This is a genomic window from Ensifer sp. ZNC0028, from assembly GCF_000799055.1.
Classification (GTDB): Bacteria; Pseudomonadota; Alphaproteobacteria; order Rhizobiales; family Rhizobiaceae; genus Ensifer.
Window position 1 is genome coordinate 164942 of record NZ_JTLA01000035.1, and the last position, 18171, is coordinate 183112.

Consider the following 18171-nt stretch of genomic DNA (forward strand, 5'->3'; position numbering starts at 1 on the left):
CGGCGCTTCCCTTGCACAAATGTCGGCGAAATTAAAGTCCACTACAGATGAAGCCGGTTGAGAGACACCCCGATCATCTCCAGCCCAAGCTCGGCATCGTCCTTCGAAATCGGCAGATGGCGATCGACCGGCGCGCCGATCCGGCCGACCTGGTAGAAATAGGCGGACGCCTTGTCGCGCACCGTCTGGACGAGCGCGAGATTGGCGTCAATATCCGCCTTGAAATCGCTTTCTTCCAGTTCCGCATCCGTGCCGACACGCCGGGCGAAGACCCGGGCCCAGTAGGTGCAAGCCATGAAGATCGCCAGCGCCTGACGCACATGACCGGGACGCGTCACCAGCTGCCAGGGAAGCCCGAGCGGCTTTGCTGCCGCCGCCAGCTCACGATAGGCGCGGTCGAGCGCCTGCGACCGGGCGATGAGCACCAGACCCGAGGACCCGTCGCGCGCCGCCTGCAGCAGGCCCTTGAGCTCGTCGCACCAGCTTGCGACGGCGGCATCGAGCGTTGTGCGCGTGCGCGTCGGAAAGACGACGAAGGCGACCGCAGCACCGGCGATCGAACCGATCAGGGTTTCCTCCAGGCGCAGTTGCAGCAGATGCGGGCTCAGCACGCCCATCAGGCTGTAGACCAGCGACAGCACGACGGAGATGAAGAAGGTCATCGTCGCATAGGAGACGGCGAGGAAATAGAACGCCAGAAAGACGCAAAGGGCGCTGAGCGGCAGCACCAGATAGATATTGCCGGCCACCAGCGTGCCGACGACGATGCCGACCACGATGCCAAAGAGCGTACCGGCCGAGCGCTGCAGCGCCTTGACCGCCGTGTCGCCGCGCGAACGCGTGTTGGTGAAGACGAGAAACGCCGCAAGCACCGCCCAGAACCAGCGTTCGCGCGACAGCATCAGCCCGAAAACCATGGCGATACCTGAAGCCAGAGTGATCTGGATCGCCGCCTTCAAGGCGGGATCGTCCAGCGACGGCTTCCAACGGGTGGAAACGCCACTCAAGTGCGGTGGCGGTTCTTCCAGATCGGCCGGCGTCAGCTTTGCAAGGCTTCGGGCGAGCCTTTGCCGGACGTTGCGCAGCCACAGCAGCGCCTTCACCGTTTCTTCGCGGCGCGGAGCCGCGTCACCAAGCCGCGCGATCTCTGCGTCGATCCGCTCGCCGTCGCGCGCCACCATCGCCTCCACCAGTGCCGGCGGTGGCATCGACTGGAAGCTGACAACCATCACGCTTTCGGCGGCAAGATGCAGGTCGAAGAGGTTGATGACGAGGTCGGAGGTCGTAAGGCCGGGCTGCGGTTCCGGGCGCCGGTTTTCGGTCGGAATGAAGCTCTCGGCCATCAGCACCGCTTCCTTCAGCCGCTCTTCAGCCGCATGCAACTGACGACGATCGGCCGGCGACAGGACGGGCTTGCGGGCGATCTCCGCCAGTTGCAGCAGCATCTGGTCGACGCGGCGCTGCACGCTTGCCGTCGCGCGCAAGAGGTCCTGGTAGCGATCATCCGGCAGCAGCCGCGTGCGGACGAGGTGCGCGACCGTGGCCGAAACGGCCGCCCCGAAGAACAGCGCCGGCAATTGGTCAAGCGTTGGCCTCAGATAGGCACCGGTGAAATAGGACATGAAGGCGAACATGCCGACGGCAAAACCGCGCGGGCCGAAGGAGCGGCCATAGACCGCGAGGAAGATGATCAGCAGGAAGACGACGTCGGAGACGTAGCGGTGATTCTCGAGCACTGACGCGAGCCCGACCATCGAAACGCCGACGAGGACCGCGATGATGCGGGTCAGTCGCTGGCCGGCGATGGTGCGATCGCGCACCGCCACCCCCCCTTCGATCGACAGCGACGCCGCAAGCCCGAAAGCTGCCGGCGGCAACGGCGCGACGAGGTAATGGAACGCCATCAGCAAAAGGATGGAAACGACGATCGTCGCGGTGATGCGCGAGGCCTGCCGCAGGCGGGAGAAGGCCGGATCATTGGCAAGAAGCCAATCGCGCATACGGGAACGAAGTGCCATCGGTCGCCTTTGCCTGTCCCGCGGCCGCCTGTAGACGCGCCGCTTTCGCCGGTTCTTCCTGCATAGCGGCAGACGCGATCTTTGCAAGGCCGGCGCGACGAAAGCGGGCGTCGAAAAGCGATGGCGAAGAGCCATCCGAGGTCCGCCTCCACCTCCATCCAAAGTTTCAGCCAAGCATGCTTTGCCTTGTCGGTTCTGAGTGCTATAGGGCACAGGATTTTTCAGAGAGGAAGGGACATCGCTCCCGCTGTCCCGCATAAGCTACGAGGCATATTCATGGCAAAGATTAAGGTCGCCAATCCGGTCGTCGAACTCGACGGCGATGAGATGACCCGCATCATCTGGCAGTTCATCAAGGACAAGCTGATCCATCCCTACCTCGATGTCGATCTGGAATATTACGACCTCAGCGTCGAAAACCGCGATGCGACCGAAGACCAGGTAACGATCGACGCCGCCAACGCGATCAAGAAGCACGGCGTCGGCGTCAAGTGCGCCACGATCACGCCGGATGAAGCCCGCGTCGAGGAATTCAAGCTGAAGAAGATGTGGAAGTCGCCGAACGGCACGATCCGCAACATCCTCGGCGGCGTCATCTTCCGCGAGCCGATCATCTGCAAGAACGTGCCGCGCCTGGTTCCGGGCTGGACCAAGCCCATCATCGTCGGCCGTCACGCTTTCGGCGACCAGTACCGCGCCACCGACTTCAAGTTCCCGGGCAAGGGCAAGCTGACGATGAAGTTCGTCGGCGAAGACGGCAAGGAAATCGAATACGACGTCTTCGACGCACCGTCGGCCGGCGTTGCCATGGGCATGTACAACCTGGACGATTCGATCACCGAATTCGCCCGCGCGTCGTTCAACTACGGCATCCAGCGCAAGGTTCCGGTCTACCTGTCGACCAAGAACACGATCCTCAAGGTCTATGACGGCCGCTTCAAGGACATCTTCCAGCAGGTCTTCGACGCCGAATTCGCCGACAAGTTTAAGGAACTGAAGATCTGGTACGAACACCGCCTGATCGACGACATGGTCGCTTCGGCTCTGAAGTGGTCCGGCGGCTACGTCTGGGCGTGCAAGAACTACGACGGCGACGTTCAGTCCGACATCGTCGCCCAGGGCTTCGGCTCGCTCGGCCTGATGACCTCGGTTCTGATGACGCCGGATGGCAAGACGGTTGAAGCCGAAGCCGCCCACGGCACGGTTACCCGCCACTACCGCCAGCACCAGAAGGGCGAGGAAACCTCGACGAACTCGATCGCCTCGATCTTCGCCTGGACCCGTGGCCTTGCCCACCGCGCCAAGCTCGACGGCAATGCCGAACTCGCGAAGTTCTCCGAAACCCTCGAGAAGGTTTGCGTCGACACCGTCGAAGCCGGCTTCATGACCAAGGACCTGGCGCTGCTCATCGGCCCCGATCAGCCGTGGCTCTCGACCACCGGCTTCCTCGACAAGATCGACGAGAACCTGCAGAAGGCCATGGCTGCCTGATAGGCTCGACCGAGCTTGAAAAAATGATCGCGCCGATTTCCCCGCGCAACGCCCTGACGATCGCTCGCATCGTCAGGGTCAATCACGCCGGGGAATTCGGCGCGATCCGCATTTATGGAGCCCAGATCGCGGTCGCCCGCAGGCTCTATCCGGATTGCGTGCCGATGCTCTCGGAAATGCTTGGTCACGAGATCGAGCACTGCGCGCTGTTTCGCGCGGCGATGGCTGCACGAAAATCCCGACCCTGCCGCATCATGCAGTTCTGGAGCCTGGGCGGGTGGTTGCTCGGGTTCGTGACCGCGCTCTTCGGGCGTCGCGGCATATGGGCCTGCACGGCCGCCGTGGAAGCCGCCGTGCATCACCATCTCGACGATCAACTGCATTTCCTCGCCGACAAGGATCCGGAGCTTCATGCCCTCATCCTGTCGATCCGCGAGGAGGAGCTGGCGCATCTCGATCACGCGGAGGCGCAACTTTCGGGCGAAGACCCGCTCGCTCACGCCCTGCGCGCCGTCATCTCCTTTGCCACCAAGGTGCTGATCTGGCTTTCGACCTGGGGCGATTCCACGCGCATGGCAGCCGCCCTGCGGAAGGCCTCGGCGCAAGCTGCTTCACGCTAGGTTCGATTGCTCCGGCCGTCGTGCCATCAGCGCCTAGAACATGTCGCGGCTGCTGCTTCGCGGGTCGTCGCTGACGATATGCGGATCGTAGATGCCACCTCTCGCCCGTCGGCGCCATGGGCGGGCCGGATCGTCCGGATCGTTGATGATATCGGCTAAGGCAAGCGAAGGCCCGTCTCCCACGCATCGCGTCGCCCATTGTCCGTCGGGAGCAACGATGCCTGAGGGGGCTGTGAGGCCCGGTTGTGCGAGAACGGCAAAACTTGCCCAATAGCGGTTGCTCGACGCATGCCCCTGTACTTCGGCTGCAAAGGCAAGGTCGTTTTCCAGAGCGCCGCCGGACGTCGAAAACAGGACGCAATCGACATTCAGCCGCTCGTATTCGAGGAAAATCTCGGGAAAATGGCACTCGATGCCGAGCGCGCAGCCGAAGCGGATGCCATCGACCTCGAATGTCAGCGGGATCGTTCCGGGCGTATACATGAAAGAGATCTTGGTGTTGGACAGCATGCGCTCGTCATAGCGCGTCGCAATCGTTCCCTTGTCCGAGATCACATAGAGACTGTTGTGCGGACGATGCGGCTCGGTGAGCTTGTGCACGGAGCCGAGCACCGTCCATAGGCTGAGATCTCGCGCCAGTCTTCGGATGGCGTCAAGCTCCTCGCGCAGAACCGCCCATTCGAACCGGTGCCAATCGGACGGGCCGATGTCGCGGGGCCCGATTGCGGACATGATGCGCTTGTTCGGAAAACATGTCGCTCCTTCCGGGAAGTGCACAACACGCGCCCCTGCCCGATGCGCCTGCCTAATGAGCTGCCGGATCTCTTCACCGGCATGGCGAAGGGCTGCCGGGTCGCGGGGATCATCCAAATAGGCCGATTGCACCGCGGCCAGGCGCAGCGATTTGGCTTGCCACAGCGCGCCGGTCGCCTCCGCGTCGCGAAGATGCATGCGTGCGGTCGTGTAGGATTCGCCGGTCTTGGCGGCACGGGCGCGCACGCGGCGTTTAAAATTCCGGTTTTCAGTCATGACGGGCCTTTCGCGTCTCGGGCAAGTTCCCCAGCAACCGGATCCGAAACGGTGGGACCAGGATTGCGACCCGAGACTGAAGTCCCTTTGCCTCCATGAAAGGATCGTGCCGGGGACGATCTTTGGAGGTTCGGCGCAGGCCACGCCGAACCAAAAGGTGCCGCCCGGCCGCTGATTCGTCAATTGCGGCGCAGTGCTCAAGTTTCCTTCACTTCAAAGGCAGGTAGATCTCGCTTAAAAGCTCGGTCGGTGCGACCTCCCGCGGATTGTTGAGATATTTCTCGAACATCAGGCTGTCGCGGATCTCGCGGCCGGACTGCGGCAGCCAGGTTCCGTAGAGCCATTGATAGGCTTTCGGCATGTCCGCATAGGGGCCCTTGTGGCGAAGCACCGCATAGCGGCCACCGTCGAGATGCTGTGGCGTCAACGGCGCCTCAACCGGCATCTGTCCGCGCGCACTGACGCAGGCAATGGAGCGCAGCTTTTCGGTCGACACCAGTTCCGGGTCGTCGAGATAAATGCCGATCATCTCCATGTCAGGCCGGAACAGTTGCCGCGAAAAGAGAGTGCCGTAGAGCGTCTCGAATGCCTTGCCGATCTCCATATAGGAGCCGGTGTGGGCGACACCGACGACGTCGAAGGCTTCGACCTCCTTGAGGGTGACTTCGTACATGTCTGGAATTCCTTCCGTTGAAGCGGTTTCAAAGGCGACATGGCTTCCCTCCTTGCGGTAGCGCGCCGGCGGCAGCCCGTAGGCGGCCTTGAAGGTGCGGTTGAAGGATTGCAGATTGGGATAGCCAGAGCGTTGCGCGATCGTTTCGACAGGAAGATCGGTCTGGGCGAGATCGGCCGCGGCCCGCTGCAACCTCAGCCGCTTGACGGTCGCTGCCAGCGTCTCGCCATGGACCGCACGGTAGATGCGGTGCCAATGGTGCGGCGACAAACAGGCAATCTCCGAGAGACGATCGAGGTCGAGATCGCCGTCGAGATGGCCGTAGATGTAGTCGCTGACCCGGTGCAGACGCCGTTCATAGGTCGCCCACGTTACCCGCTCTTCCATGTCCAACCTTTCGCGCTTTGCTCACGGATCGGTAGACCATAGATCAATTTGACAAATCCTGCGGAGTTGTCCGGCTGCTTTCGCAGAGGATTTGTGCGCCTCGGCGGGCTCGATAAGACCTGACGCCGCAAACAAAAAAGGGTGCCGCAACGGGCACCCTTTTCCTATTCTGTCGGTGGCAATCAGCCGGCGAGTGCGACGGCCACTGCCTCGATCGCTTCGGCTGCCTTGTCTCCGTCCGGGCCACCGGCCTGGGCCATGTCGGGACGGCCGCCGCCGCCCTTGCCGCCGAGAGCGGCAGACGCGATGCGGACGAGGTCGACGGCGCTGTGCTTGGACGTGAGGTCGTCGGTTACGGCGACGACGGCGCTGGCCTTGCCGTCACCGGAAACGCCGACGAAGGCGACGATGCCGGAGCCGAGGCTCTTCTTGCCGTCGTCGGCAAGGCTCTTCAGGTCCTTGGGCTCGACGCCCGAGACGACCTTGCCGAGGAAGCGGATGCCGGCGATGTCGCGGGCCGCGTCGGCAGAACCGGCCTCGCCGCCGCCACCAAGCGCCAGCTTCTTCTTGGCTTCGGTCAGCTCGCGTTCCAGCTTGCGGCGCTCGTCGAGCAGCGCTTCGACGCGACCGAGCACGTCGCCCGGCTGAACCTTCAGCGTATTGGCAAGCGTCTTCACGCGCTCGTCCTGCTCGTTGAGATAGGCGCGGGCCGCTTCGCCGGTCAGCGCCTCGATGCGGCGAACGCCGGCGCCGACGGCGCTTTCGGAGACGACGCGCACGAGGCCGATGTCACCGGTGGCAGACACATGCGTGCCGCCGCAGAGTTCGACCGAATAGGCCCGGTTGGCCTTGGAGCCGTGGATGCCGCGGCCCATCGAGACAACGCGAACCTCATCGCCGTACTTCTCGCCGAAGAGCGCCATCGCGCCTTCGGCAATCGCATCATCGACGCTCATCAGGCGCGTGGTCACCGGCGAGTTCTGCACGATGATCTCGTTGGCCATCTCTTCGACGATCTTCAGCTCCTCGGTCGTCATCGGCTTCGGGTGGGAAACGTCGAAGCGCAGGCGTTCGGGCGCCACCAGCGAGCCCTTCTGGGCCACATGGGTGCCGAGCACTTCGCGCAGCGCCTCGTGCAGGAGGTGCGTTGCCGAATGGTTGGCGCGCAGGCGCGAGCGGCGCGCATGATCGACGTCGAGCTGGGCGGCGTCGCCGGTCTTGACCGTGCCCTCGGCGACGGTCGCGAAGTGGACGAAGAGCCCCTCGCCGCGCTTCTGCGTGTCAGTGACGGTGAGCTTGCCGCCTTCGACGGTGATCGTGCCGGTATCGCCCATCTGGCCACCCGATTCGCCGTAGAACGGCGTCTGGTTCAGGATAACCTGGACGGTGTCGCCCTTGGCCGCCGAGGCGACGACGGCGCCGTCACGCACGATCGCCTGGATCACGCCTTCGGCGGTCTCTGTGTCGTAGCCGAGGAAGTCGGTCGCGCCGTGCTTTTCCTTAAGCTCGAACCAGATGGTTTCAGTCGCAGCTTCGCCGGAACCGGCCCAGTTGGCGCGGGCTTCTGCCTTCTGGCGTTCCATAGCGGCCGAGAAAGCGTCGGTATCGACGGTGATGCCCTTGGCGCGCAGTGCGTCCTGGGTCAGGTCGAGCGGGAAGCCGTAGGTATCGTAGAGTTTGAAGGCGGTCTCGCCGTTGAACTGGTCGCCTTCCGACAGATCGGCAGAGGCATCGGACAAGAGGTTGAGGCCGCGCTCCAGCGTCTTGCGGAAGCGGGTTTCCTCGAGCTTCAGCGTCTCGGAGATCAGTGCTTCGGCGCGCACCAGCTCCGGGTAGGCGCGGCCCATCTGGCCGACGAGCGCCGGCAGGAGCTTCCACATCAACGGATCCTGCGCGCCGAGCAGCTGCGCATGGCGCATGGCGCGGCGCATGATACGGCGAAGCACGTAGCCGCGGCCTTCGTTCGACGGCAGCACGCCATCGGCGATCAGGAAGGCGGACGAACGCAGGTGGTCGGCAATGACGCGGTGGCTGGCGCGACGGTCGCCTTCAGCCTTGACGCCGGTTGCTTCTTCAGAAGCGGCGATCAGCGCGCGGAACAGGTCGATGTCGTAGTTGTCATGCTCGCCCTGGAGAACCGCGGCAAGGCGCTCGAGGCCCATGCCGGTGTCGATCGACGGACGCGGCAGGTTAACCCGCTCTTCCTTGGTGATCTGCTCGTACTGCATGAAGACGAGGTTCCAGATCTCGATGAAGCGGTCGCCGTCTTCATCGGCTGAACCCGGAGGTCCGCCCCAGATGTGGTCGCCGTGGTCGTAGAAGATTTCCGAGCACGGGCCGCAAGGGCCGGTATCGCCCATCGCCCAGAAATTGTCGCTGGTCGGAATGCGGATGATGCGGTCGTCGGAGAAGCCGGCGATCTTCTTCCAGAGATCGAAGGCCTCATCGTCGGTGTGGTAGACCGTGACCAGCAGGCGCTTGGCGTCGAGGCCGTATTCCTTGGTGATCAGGTTCCAGGCAAGCTCGATCGCGCGTTCCTTGAAGTAATCGCCGAAGGAGAAGTTGCCGAGCATCTCGAAGAAAGTGTGGTGGCGTGCGGTGTAGCCGACATTGTCGAGGTCGTTGTGCTTGCCGCCGGCGCGAACGCACTTCTGCGCCGTCACGGCCGTCGAATAGGGACGTTGTTCCAGGCCGGTGAAGACGTTCTTGAACTGCACCATGCCTGCATTGGTGAACATCAATGTCGGGTCATTGCGCGGCACCAACGGGCTCGACGACACGACCTCGTGACCGTTCCTGCGGAAATAGTCGAGAAAGGTCGACCGGATTTCATTCACGCCGCTCATCTTGCGTCCTATTCTTAAGCACCGATTCCGGCCCGGGTCCGGCCCACGCCGCGCCACTAAGCCATTGTCCCTAAACCCTGCAGCCGCCCATGGTGACCACACCCTCCAACGCGCTGGGTCGCCGGAACCAAAGGCTTTTATCGCTCACATATCCGACTGTCCAGACGCCAGCAAAAAACCGGCCGCCCATGGGGCGACCGGTTCTTGGGTAAGCTCAGTGGACCGAGCGGCTTATGCTTCCGGCGGCTCGTCGCCGTCGTCCGCTTCCGGACCGCCATTCTCGAGGAACCGGTCGGCGATCAGGCCGGCGTTCTGGCGCAGCGCCGTCTCGATCTCGCGTGCGAGATCCGGATTGTCGCGCAGGAACGTCTTGGCGTTCTCGCGGCCCTGGCCGAGACGCTGGCTGTTGTAGGAGAACCAGGCGCCCGACTTCTCGACGATGCCGGCCTTGACGCCGAGGTCGACCAGTTCACCGGTCTTCGATACGCCTTCGCCATACATGATGTCGAATTCGACCTGCTTGAAGGGAGGCGCCATCTTGTTCTTGACGACCTTGACGCGGGTCTGGTTGCCGACGACCTCTTCGCGCTCCTTGACCGAGCCGATGCGGCGGATGTCGAGGCGGACCGAGGCGTAGAACTTCAGCGCGTTGCCGCCGGTGGTGGTTTCCGGCGAACCGAACATGACGCCGATCTTCATGCGGATCTGGTTGATAAAGATGACCATGCAGTTCGACTTGGAGATCGACGCCGTCAGCTTGCGCAGCGCCTGGCTCATCAGGCGGGCCTGCATGCCCGGCAGGCTGTCGCCCATTTCGCCTTCGATTTCGGCGCGCGGCACGAGTGCGGCAACCGAGTCGACGACGAGAACGTCGATCGCGCCGGAGCGTACCAGCGTGTCGGTGATTTCGAGCGCTTGTTCGCCGGTGTCGGGCTGCGAGATCAGGAGGTTTTCGAGGTCGACGCCGAGCTTGCGGGCGTAGACCGGGTCGAGCGCGTGTTCTGCGTCGACGAAGGCGCAGATGCCGCCCTTCTTCTGAGCTTCCGCAACGGTCTGCAGCGCCAGCGTCGTCTTACCCGAGCTTTCCGGGCCGTAAATTTCAACGATGCGGCCCTTCGGCAGGCCGCCAATGCCGAGCGCGATGTCGAGGCTGAGAGAGCCGGTCGAAACCGTCTCGATCTCAATGATGCTGTCCTTCCCACCGAGCTTCATGATCGATCCCTTGCCGAACGAACGTTCGATCTGGGAAAGTGCCGCTTCAAGTGCCTTGCTTTTATCCACCGATTTGTCCTCTACGAGCCGCAAAGAGTTTTGTGCCATTTGGTCCACCTTTAGGTTATTGAAGCTACCGAGGCAATGAAGCCGCCGCAGGAGTTTTTGTACATGTTTTGTTCCGTATTTGCAAGAGCGCGACAACACATTGAAAAACAATAGCTATCCACCATGCGTTCGATTCTTGTTCACGGAGCGAAACCAGAGTTTTCGAATGTTGGCGCCAGCACTTCGAACCTGCCCTGTTAGGCCCGGCCGATTCGTTGGCGCATGACACTTCGGACGGGTCGGGCGCGTGGCGCTTCGCGATGCGGCATTGCAGGATGCCAACAGATATTCGGCCGATCGGCCAAGCAGAGGAACATTCATGACGCAAGCTGAGATCGCCGTTTTCGGCGGTGCGCATATCGACCGGCGCGGCCGTATATCGGGAACGACAGCGCCAGGATCGAGCAATCCGGGAAGCTGGTTCGAAGAAGCGGGCGGCGGTGGTTTCAATGCCGCGCGCAACATGGCGCGGCTCGGCCACAGCGTGCGCATGATCAGCACCCGCGGCGGCGATGCGGCCGGCGAGATGGTGACCGCAGCCGCGGCCGCCGCCGGCGTCATCGACACTCCCCTCACCTTTCTCGACCGCCAGACGCCGAGCTATACGGCGATCCTTGAAAACGATGGCAATCTGGTGATTGCGCTTGCCGACATGGAGCTCTACCGGCTGTTCTCGCCCCGGCAGTTGCAACGACGGGCGCTGCGCGAGGTCATTGCCACGAGCCAGCTCGTTCTCACCGACGCCAACCTGCCGGAAGAAACCATCGCCGCACTTGCCCAGTCGGCTGCCGGCAACGGCCGCCTCGTCGCCGGCATCGCCGTTTCGCCGGCCAAGGTCATCCGCTATCGGCCTTGCCTCTCGCATCTCTCGTTCCTGTTCATGAACGAGTCCGAGGCCCGGGCACTGACCGGCAAGGATGCGGCCGAGGCGAATGAGTGGCCGTCGTTGCTGAGAAGCGTCGGCCTTACGGGTGGCGTCGTCACACGCGGCGGCCGCGCCGTCGTCGCCTTCGACGGCGAAGACACCTGCGTTGCCGTTCCGCCAGCCCTTCCCGCGCTTGCCGACGTCACCGGCGCCGGCGACGCGCTCGCCTCCGGATTCCTCTCGGCGCGCCTTGGTGGCCACGCCATCAACGCGTGCCTGCGGCACGGCATCGCAGCCGCTCAAATCACCTTGCGCTCTCCCTTGGCCGCGTCCGAAGAGATGTCCGCGACCAATCTCGAACAGGCGCTGGCCCTTGTGCCCGTGCCCCAAATGCTGTCATGACATTTGCCAGCAGAACTCCCAAGGAAAGACCATGACCAAACCCGCTTCCCCCTTCCTGCCGATGGAATATTCCGACGAGGTCGCAGCCGCCAAGGCGCGTGGCGCGCCGATCGTGGCACTGGAGTCGACCATCATCACCCATGGCATGCCCTACCCGGGCAACCTGAACATGGCCCGCAGTGTTGAAGCGATCATCCGCGAGCAGGGTGCCGTGCCGGCGACCATCGCGGTCATCCATGGCGTGCTGCATATCGGCCTTGACGACGCCAAGCTCGAAGAACTGGCGAAGACCCAGGGCGCGATGAAGGTCTCGCGCGCCGACCTCGCCTTCGCGATCGCTGAGCGCCGCACCGGCGCGACGACCGTTGCCGCGACGATGATTGCCGCCGCCCGCGCCGGCATCCGCGTCTTTGCGACCGGCGGCATCGGCGGCGTGCACCGTGGCGCCGAGCTCTCCTTCGACATCTCCGCCGACCTCGACGAACTTGCCCGCACCGGCGTCATCGTCGTCTGCGCCGGCGCCAAGGCGATCCTCGACATCCCGAAGACGCTCGAAGTGCTCGAAACGCGCGGCGTTCCGGTCGTCACCTATGACAGCGAAATCTTCCCGGCCTTCTGGTCGCGCGACAGCGGCCTGAAGAGCCCGCTGATGCTGAACAGCCCGGCGGCCATCGCCAACTTCCAGACCATGCGCGAGCAACTCGGCGTCGAAGGCGGCATGCTGGTCGCCAATCCGGTTCCGGAAGCTGCCGAGATCCCGCGCGAAGAGATGGAAATCTACATCGCCCGCGCGCTCGACAACGCCGAAAACGACGAGATCACCGGCAAGGCGGTCACGCCCTATCTGCTCAGCAACCTCTTCGAAATGACCGAGGGCCGCAGCCTCGAGACCAACATTGCGCTGGTCGAGAACAATGCCCGGCTTGCCGGCGAGATCGCCGTGGCGCTCAACGCGAAGTAATCTCGGACAGTCTTCGACAAACAGAAAAGCCCGGCGAGATAATCGCCGGGCTTTTTCGTGTCCGGAGTTCACCGGGATTACTCAAAAGAAAGTTTAGACCGACCAGGCTTAGGAATCGAGCATCTCGCGCACGGCGACGGCCAGTTGCTTCAGCGAGAACGGCTTCGGCAGGAAGCCGAACTTGGCGTCCGCCGGCAGGTTGCGGGCAAAGGCGTCTTCGGCATAACCGGAAACGAAAATGAACTTCAGGTCCGGATACTTCTTCCTGAGTTCGGTCAGAAGCGTCGGTCCGTCCATTTCCGGCATCACCACGTCGGATACGACGATATCGACGGCGCCGTTGAGCTCGTCCATGATGTCGAGCGCCTCGACGCCGGAGCCCGCTTCGTAGACGGTGTAGCCGCGCGTTTCCAGCATGCGCTTGCCGCCGCGGCGCACGGCCTCCTCGTCTTCCACCAACAGCACCACGGCCGAATCCCCGGTGAGATCGGTCGGCTCTTCCTGCTTCGCAGGGGGGGCTGCAACTGCCTGAGCGGCCGGCGCGGCAACAGCCATCGTATTGGTCGCGGGCGTTGTCCCGGCCTGTGCGGTCTCTTCCGCAGCGACCGGAACCTCGATGTGGCGGGGCAGAAGGATGCGGAAGGTCGTGCCCTTGCCCACTTCCGATTCCGGATAGATGTAGCCGCCCGACTGCTTGACGATGCCATAGACCATCGACAGGCCGAGACCGGTGCCCTTGCCCACTTCCTTGGTCGTGAAGAACGGCTCGAAGATTTTGTCGAGGATTTCGGGCGCAATACCTGTTCCCTGGTCGGAAACTTCCACCATCACGAAGTCTTCGTCCGGCAGCTCACGGCGTCCGAAGGCCGAAACCTCCGCCGCCGGCAGATTGCGGGTGCGAAGTGTAATGATGCCGCCTTGGGGCATGGCGTCGCGGGCGTTGACCGCGAGGTTCAAAAGCACCTGTTCGAACTGGCCGAGATCGGTCCGGACCGGCCAGAGATCGCGGCCATAGTCGACCTCGACCTTGACGTTTGTTCCGGTCATGCGGTCGACCAGCATGCGCAGGTCGCCGATGACGTCGGTCATGTTGAGTACCGTCGGCCGCATCGTCTGCTTGCGCGAGAAAGCAAGCAGCTGCCGCACGAGAACAGCGGCACGGTTGGCGTTGCGCTTGATCTCCATCAGGTCGGCGAAGCTCGGGTCGGCCGGCCGGGCAGACAGAAGCAGGTGGTCGGACGACAGCAGGATCGCAGTCAGCACGTTGTTGAAGTCGTGCGCGATGCCGCCGGCAAGTGTGCCCACGGCGTTCATCTTCTGCGTCTGCGCCATCTGGTTTTCGAGCGCTTTCTGCTCGGTAATCTCCAGTGCGTAGATGATCGCCGCTTCCTCCGGCGCCTGATCGGTCTGGTCGATCACGGCATTGACGTAGAAGCGGAAATGGCGCTCGCCATCGGTCGGATGCAGCGCGTCGATCGGTGCGATGTCGCCCTGCCGGTCCTTGGCGGCCGCAAGCGCATCGTGCAGGCGAAGCTTCTCGGTTTCGTGCACCACGGCATCAATCAGCGCGCCGCGCTCGACATCGTCCTGCGAGACGAGGCCGGAGAACAGCTTCAGGAACGGCGCATTGGTGCGCAGGATCCGGCCGTTGCCATCGACCGAGGCGATCGCCATCGGCGTATTGTTGAAGAAGCGGGTAAAGCGCATCGCCGCGCTCGACGCCGACTGGTCGCTGTCCTCGCCGCCCTCGCGCGACATGACGATGGTGCGGCTTTCGCCGGGCGCCCCGTCGCGGGTCGAGGAAACGCGGTGGATCATGCGCACCGGCAGGCTCTGGCCGTTCATCTTGCGCAGGTCGAGGTCGAGCATCTTGGTCTTCTTCAGACCCGGCTCCGCCTGAACCGCCTGGACGAGCGTCAGCCCCTCGCCGGCCACCAGATCGCCGATGCTGATCGAGCCCGGCTGGAACTTGGTGAGATCGATGCCGAGCCAGTCGGCGAGCGTGGCGTTGATGTAGAAGATCTCGCCCTTGCGGCCGGCGGAGAAGAAGCCGGCGGGCGCGTGGTCGAGATAGTCGATCGCGTTCTGCAATTCCTTGAAGAAGCGTTCCTGGTCGTCGCGCTCGGCGGTGATGTCGGCGATCTGCCAGAGATAGAGCGGGTTGCGCTCGCTGTCTTCGAGCGGCAGGACGCGCGCCTTCAGCCGAAACCAATGGGCGCCGGAGCCGGTGGCCGCACCGGTCGCGAGCGGCTTCAGCAGACGGAATTCCTCATGCCCCTGCTTCCCCTCGTGCAGGCCGTTGGTCAGCCGGTAGATCGCTTCCGTCGCCTCGCGATTGCGCGACAGGATGGTTTCGAGCGACTGGATGCCGGCAGCGTTTCTGGCACCCGTCAACGCGCCATAGGCGGCGTTGGCATAGATGATCCGGCCCTTGCGGTCGGTCACGATCGTGCCGTCCTCATGCGCATCGAGGAAGGCGCGCGCCAGTTCGTCCGGGCGCGACTGCGGCATCACCTCGATGAAGCCGATGACGGAGGACACGAGAAAGAAGATGCCGACCATGGCGAGAACGCCGAGGATGCCGAGCACGATCTCGTTTTCCATCTGGTTCCGGAAGATCACGAAGGCGATGGCGGAAACGGTGAGGACGATCGCGAGCAGCACGATCCGCAGCACGGTTCCGGGCCTGACGCCACGGTCAACAACCGGCATCTGGTAGTCGCCTGACTGCCGCAATTTCGTCATCGGGTCCTCTTACGCGGCCGGCGCCGCGCGCGGGCGCGGCCCAGCCCTTCCGGCCGGCATCCGCTCAAACCGCCGGGCAAAATCGGCCATTGCCGACACGCCCTCGATCATTCGGACAAGAATCATCTTTAACAATCAGAGATAACAGCAAAAAGCACCTGTGCGGAAGCATTCGAGCCAATTCACAGGGAATGTCGGCGAAGTGCTTGTCCGAGCCCGAAAAAAGCCGTCAAATACTGCCACTCGAAAGGCAGAAGGAGTTCAGCCTATGATGGAAACGATCATCGCCGACAACGGCAGCCGGTTCGTTGTCGCCGCTGCAGCGGTCGCGATCGGACTTTTGTGCCTCGTGGCCGTACTCTGGATCATGCGCAACCGCCCTTCGTCGCCCTTCATCCGTGGCGGCAAGAACCGCCAGCCGCGTCTGGCCGTGCTCGACGCCGCCGCCGTGGATACCCGGCGCCGCCTCGTGCTGGTGCGCCGTGATGATGTCGAGCACCTGATCATGATCGGCGGGCCGACGGATATCGTCATCGAAAGCCGGATCGTCGCCGGCGGCGACGAGCGTCCGGCCGAACGCCCCGCTGTCATCGAACGCAAGGTCGCCGAACCGATGGCCGAAAGCCGTCCGGCCGTCAGGGAAACCGTTCAGCAGCCCGCGCCGTCGATGCAGGCCGAACCCGTCGTCGCAACGCCGGTTCGCCCCATCACCCGGACCGAGGAACAGCCGGTCGCCCGCGTCGAGCCTGTGGCGCCGATGCGCGTTACGGCCGAACAGCGCCCGGTGGCCGCACCTGCCCTTGCGGCAGAGCAGCGCCCTCTTGCCCGCTCTGTCGCCCAAGCGGCACCTGAGATCCCGTCCGTTGCCGCCGTCGCCCCCCCTTCGGTGAACGTCGATGCGCCGATGAACCGTCCAGTCGCCATGGCCCAGACCGTGCAGCCGCAGCCCATTCAGGCGCAGCCACCCCAGCAGCTTCAGCGCCCCGCACCGATCATCCAGTCGCAGCCTCAGCCGCAGCCAGCTCCGGCCGCTGCTCTTTCCGACTTCGAGCGCCTCCTCGACGCCGAGATTACCGGCGACCTGCAGCGCCTCGGCCCGGCGACATCCGTCAACCCGGAAAACCGTGCATCGCTTCAATCCGGCCGTCAGGAGCCAACCCTCGGCGCGCCTGCCGATGGCGGTCACAAGGAGCCGACGATCGAAGAGGAGATGAACCGCATGCTGGCCGACATCTCCGCCGGGCGTAAGCCCTGATTGCGCATTGGCCCGACGGCGACGTCGGGCATCGCGACAACGCGGGATACTGTCTGAGGCCAGAAACTGAAGTGAAAATCCGCTTCGTTTCTTCGCAAGAAATTCGGCATAACGGAAAAAGGCGCGGTTTGACCCGCGCCTTTTTTCAGACTGCTACGAAAGCCCGAAAGCTTATTCGTCCCGGTAGACCTTTTCCCGCCGCTCGTGGCGCTCCTGCGCCTCGATCGAGAGGGTTGCGATCGGACGGGCGTCCAGTCGCTTCAGGCCGATCGGCTCGCCTGTTTCTTCACAGTAGCCGTAGGTGCCTTCGTCGAGCCGCTGCAACGCCGCATCGATCTTGGAGATCAGCTTGCGCTGGCGGTCCCTGGCTCTGAGCTCGATTGCCCGGTCAGTTTCGGAAGAAGCCCTGTCTGCGAGATCCGGATGATTGGCGCTCTCCTCTGCCAAGTGATCCAGTGTCTCGCGTGCCTCGCGAAGGATGTCATTTTTCCAAGCGTTCAACTTGGCCCGGAAATACGCCCGGTGGTTGGCATTCATGAATTCTTCGTCCTCGGAAAGGACGAAGGTACTAAGATCGATCTTCTCACTCAACGCGATTCTCCTGAAGAACATCTCATTGCGGCGGTGTATAGACCTATGGAAGCCGTGATTCAAGCCTCGGAACAGACACTCAACCGTATTTTAATATTGCTCGCGTTTCAGGCTAACTGACGAATATTTCATCAAAATTACACATCGGATCTTGATTTCCGACTTGCGCCCACCGACGACACCGCCTCTGCTCGCTGAAAAGTGACAATGATGTGTTTGCGTCATTTCATCGTCCATTCGCGACCGCGGCAAAGCGCAGCACCCCGCAGTCCCCGAAAAAATCACGGCGGCCAGCTTGATCTTTACGGTCCTGGCGAGGAAAGGTGACGGTCTGCCGGCCGACACGAAAGCCGACAAAATTCTACCCTGTCGCTGCAACCGGCAGGCAACGCCGGAACCATTCGATGCAAGACAGCGCCCCCAAGGCTCTCCGCCTTTACCTTCTGCGGCACGCCCGTTCCGGCTGGGCGCTTCCGGGCCAGCGCGATTTCGATCGATCGCTGGACGAGGTCGGCTACATCGATGCCGAGCGGCTTGCCCAGACGGCCGCCGACCAGGGCATCCGCCCCGACCGCATCCTCTGCTCGACGGCCGTGCGCTGCCGCGAAACGGCCGAGCCGTTCTTCCGCACGGTCAGCGAAGACCTGGATATCCGCTACATCGATGCGCTCTATTTCGGTCCGACGAGCGTCTATCTCGACCTCATCGACGCGCATCGGCATGTAAACGCGCTGATGCTCGTCGGCCACAACCCGATGATCGAACAGTTGCTGTGCAGTCTGGTTGGAGACGATGCCGCCCGCGAGGCACTTCCCGACGGCTATCCGCCGGCTGGACTGGCCATCCTGGATCTGCCTGCTGTCGGCGACGCCGCCGCCGCCCGCCTGGTATCGATGCTGCTGCCGACATCATAACGGCGCACCGTAAGAAGAAATGCCGCGTGCGCGTTGCGGCGCCGCAATTAGTGC

The 18171-nt window shown here is 63.2% G+C and carries 13 protein-coding genes; 6 read left to right on the forward strand and 7 right to left on the reverse strand.

Annotated features, from left to right (window positions below):
• Nucleotides 1–41 precede the first annotated feature (41 nt).
• Nucleotides 42–2018 carry an FUSC family protein gene (locus L981_RS09880; protein WP_043614562.1) on the reverse strand — a complete coding sequence of 659 codons (1977 nt, stop codon included), beginning with the start codon at nucleotides 2016–2018 and terminating at the stop codon, nucleotides 42–44.
• Nucleotides 2019–2294: 276 nt separating this feature from the next.
• Here L981_RS09880 and L981_RS09885 point away from each other — a divergent pair, with 276 nt between their 5' ends.
• A complete protein-coding gene (locus L981_RS09885; RefSeq protein ID WP_043614565.1) occupies nucleotides 2295–3509 on the forward strand; it encodes an NADP-dependent isocitrate dehydrogenase in 1215 nt (404 codons plus the stop codon).
• Between the two features lie 23 nt (nucleotides 3510–3532).
• The gene (locus L981_RS09890) at nucleotides 3533–4129 is read left to right on the forward strand and encodes a demethoxyubiquinone hydroxylase family protein (protein WP_043614568.1); all 597 of its coding nucleotides are present in this window, start codon (nucleotides 3533–3535) and stop codon (nucleotides 4127–4129) included.
• Nucleotides 4130–4162: 33 nt separating this feature from the next.
• Here the strand turns inward: L981_RS09890 and L981_RS09895 are convergent, their stop codons facing one another.
• From L981_RS09895 to recA, 4 genes are all read right to left on the reverse strand, one after another.
• On the reverse strand, nucleotides 4163–5158 hold the full coding sequence (locus L981_RS09895; protein WP_043614571.1) for a carbon-nitrogen hydrolase family protein: 996 nt from the start codon (nucleotides 5156–5158) through the stop codon (nucleotides 4163–4165).
• A gap of 208 nt (nucleotides 5159–5366) precedes the next feature.
• Nucleotides 5367–6218 carry a GyrI-like domain-containing protein gene (locus L981_RS09900; RefSeq protein ID WP_043614574.1) on the reverse strand — a complete coding sequence of 284 codons (852 nt, stop codon included), beginning with the start codon at nucleotides 6216–6218 and terminating at the stop codon, nucleotides 5367–5369.
• 182 nt (nucleotides 6219–6400) lie between these two features.
• Nucleotides 6401–9064 (reverse strand): alanine--tRNA ligase, encoded by a 2664-nt coding sequence (gene alaS, locus L981_RS09905; RefSeq protein WP_043614576.1) that lies wholly within the window; start codon nucleotides 9062–9064, stop codon nucleotides 6401–6403.
• Between the two features lie 231 nt (nucleotides 9065–9295).
• Nucleotides 9296–10384: a recombinase RecA gene (recA, locus tag L981_RS09910; RefSeq protein WP_043614579.1), complete on the reverse strand. Its 1089-nt coding sequence runs from the start codon at nucleotides 10382–10384 to the stop codon at nucleotides 9296–9298.
• A 319-nt stretch (nucleotides 10385–10703) separates the two neighbouring features.
• Here recA and L981_RS09915 point away from each other — a divergent pair, with 319 nt between their 5' ends.
• Both L981_RS09915 and L981_RS09920 read left to right on the forward strand, forming a co-directional pair.
• The gene (locus tag L981_RS09915; RefSeq protein WP_043614581.1) at nucleotides 10704–11651 is read left to right on the forward strand and encodes a carbohydrate kinase family protein; all 948 of its coding nucleotides are present in this window, start codon (nucleotides 10704–10706) and stop codon (nucleotides 11649–11651) included.
• Between the two features lie 31 nt (nucleotides 11652–11682).
• Nucleotides 11683–12612 carry a pseudouridine-5'-phosphate glycosidase gene (locus L981_RS09920; protein WP_043614584.1) on the forward strand — a complete coding sequence of 310 codons (930 nt, stop codon included), beginning with the start codon at nucleotides 11683–11685 and terminating at the stop codon, nucleotides 12610–12612.
• Nucleotides 12613–12720: 108 nt separating this feature from the next.
• Here L981_RS09920 and cckA read toward each other — a convergent pair whose 3' ends face one another.
• Nucleotides 12721–15357 carry a cell cycle histidine kinase CckA gene (gene cckA / locus L981_RS09925; RefSeq protein ID WP_043614587.1) on the reverse strand — a complete coding sequence of 879 codons (2637 nt, stop codon included), beginning with the start codon at nucleotides 15355–15357 and terminating at the stop codon, nucleotides 12721–12723.
• 268 nt (nucleotides 15358–15625) lie between these two features.
• On the opposite strand from cckA, the gene L981_RS09930 reads away from it, so the two are divergent.
• Entirely contained in the window at nucleotides 15626–16612 is a 987-nt protein-coding gene (locus L981_RS09930) for a flagellar biosynthetic protein FliO (protein ID WP_043614589.1), read from the forward strand.
• A gap of 171 nt (nucleotides 16613–16783) precedes the next feature.
• Here L981_RS09930 and dksA read toward each other — a convergent pair whose 3' ends face one another.
• On the reverse strand, nucleotides 16784–17203 hold the full coding sequence (gene dksA / locus L981_RS09935) for an RNA polymerase-binding protein DksA (RefSeq protein ID WP_043614592.1): 420 nt from the start codon (nucleotides 17201–17203) through the stop codon (nucleotides 16784–16786).
• Nucleotides 17204–17607: 404 nt separating this feature from the next.
• Between dksA and L981_RS09940 the strand changes: the two genes are divergently transcribed.
• Nucleotides 17608–18117, forward strand: coding sequence for a histidine phosphatase family protein (locus L981_RS09940; RefSeq protein WP_043614594.1), 510 nt, complete (start codon nucleotides 17608–17610; stop codon nucleotides 18115–18117).
• The last annotated feature ends 54 nt before the right edge of the window (nucleotides 18118–18171 follow it).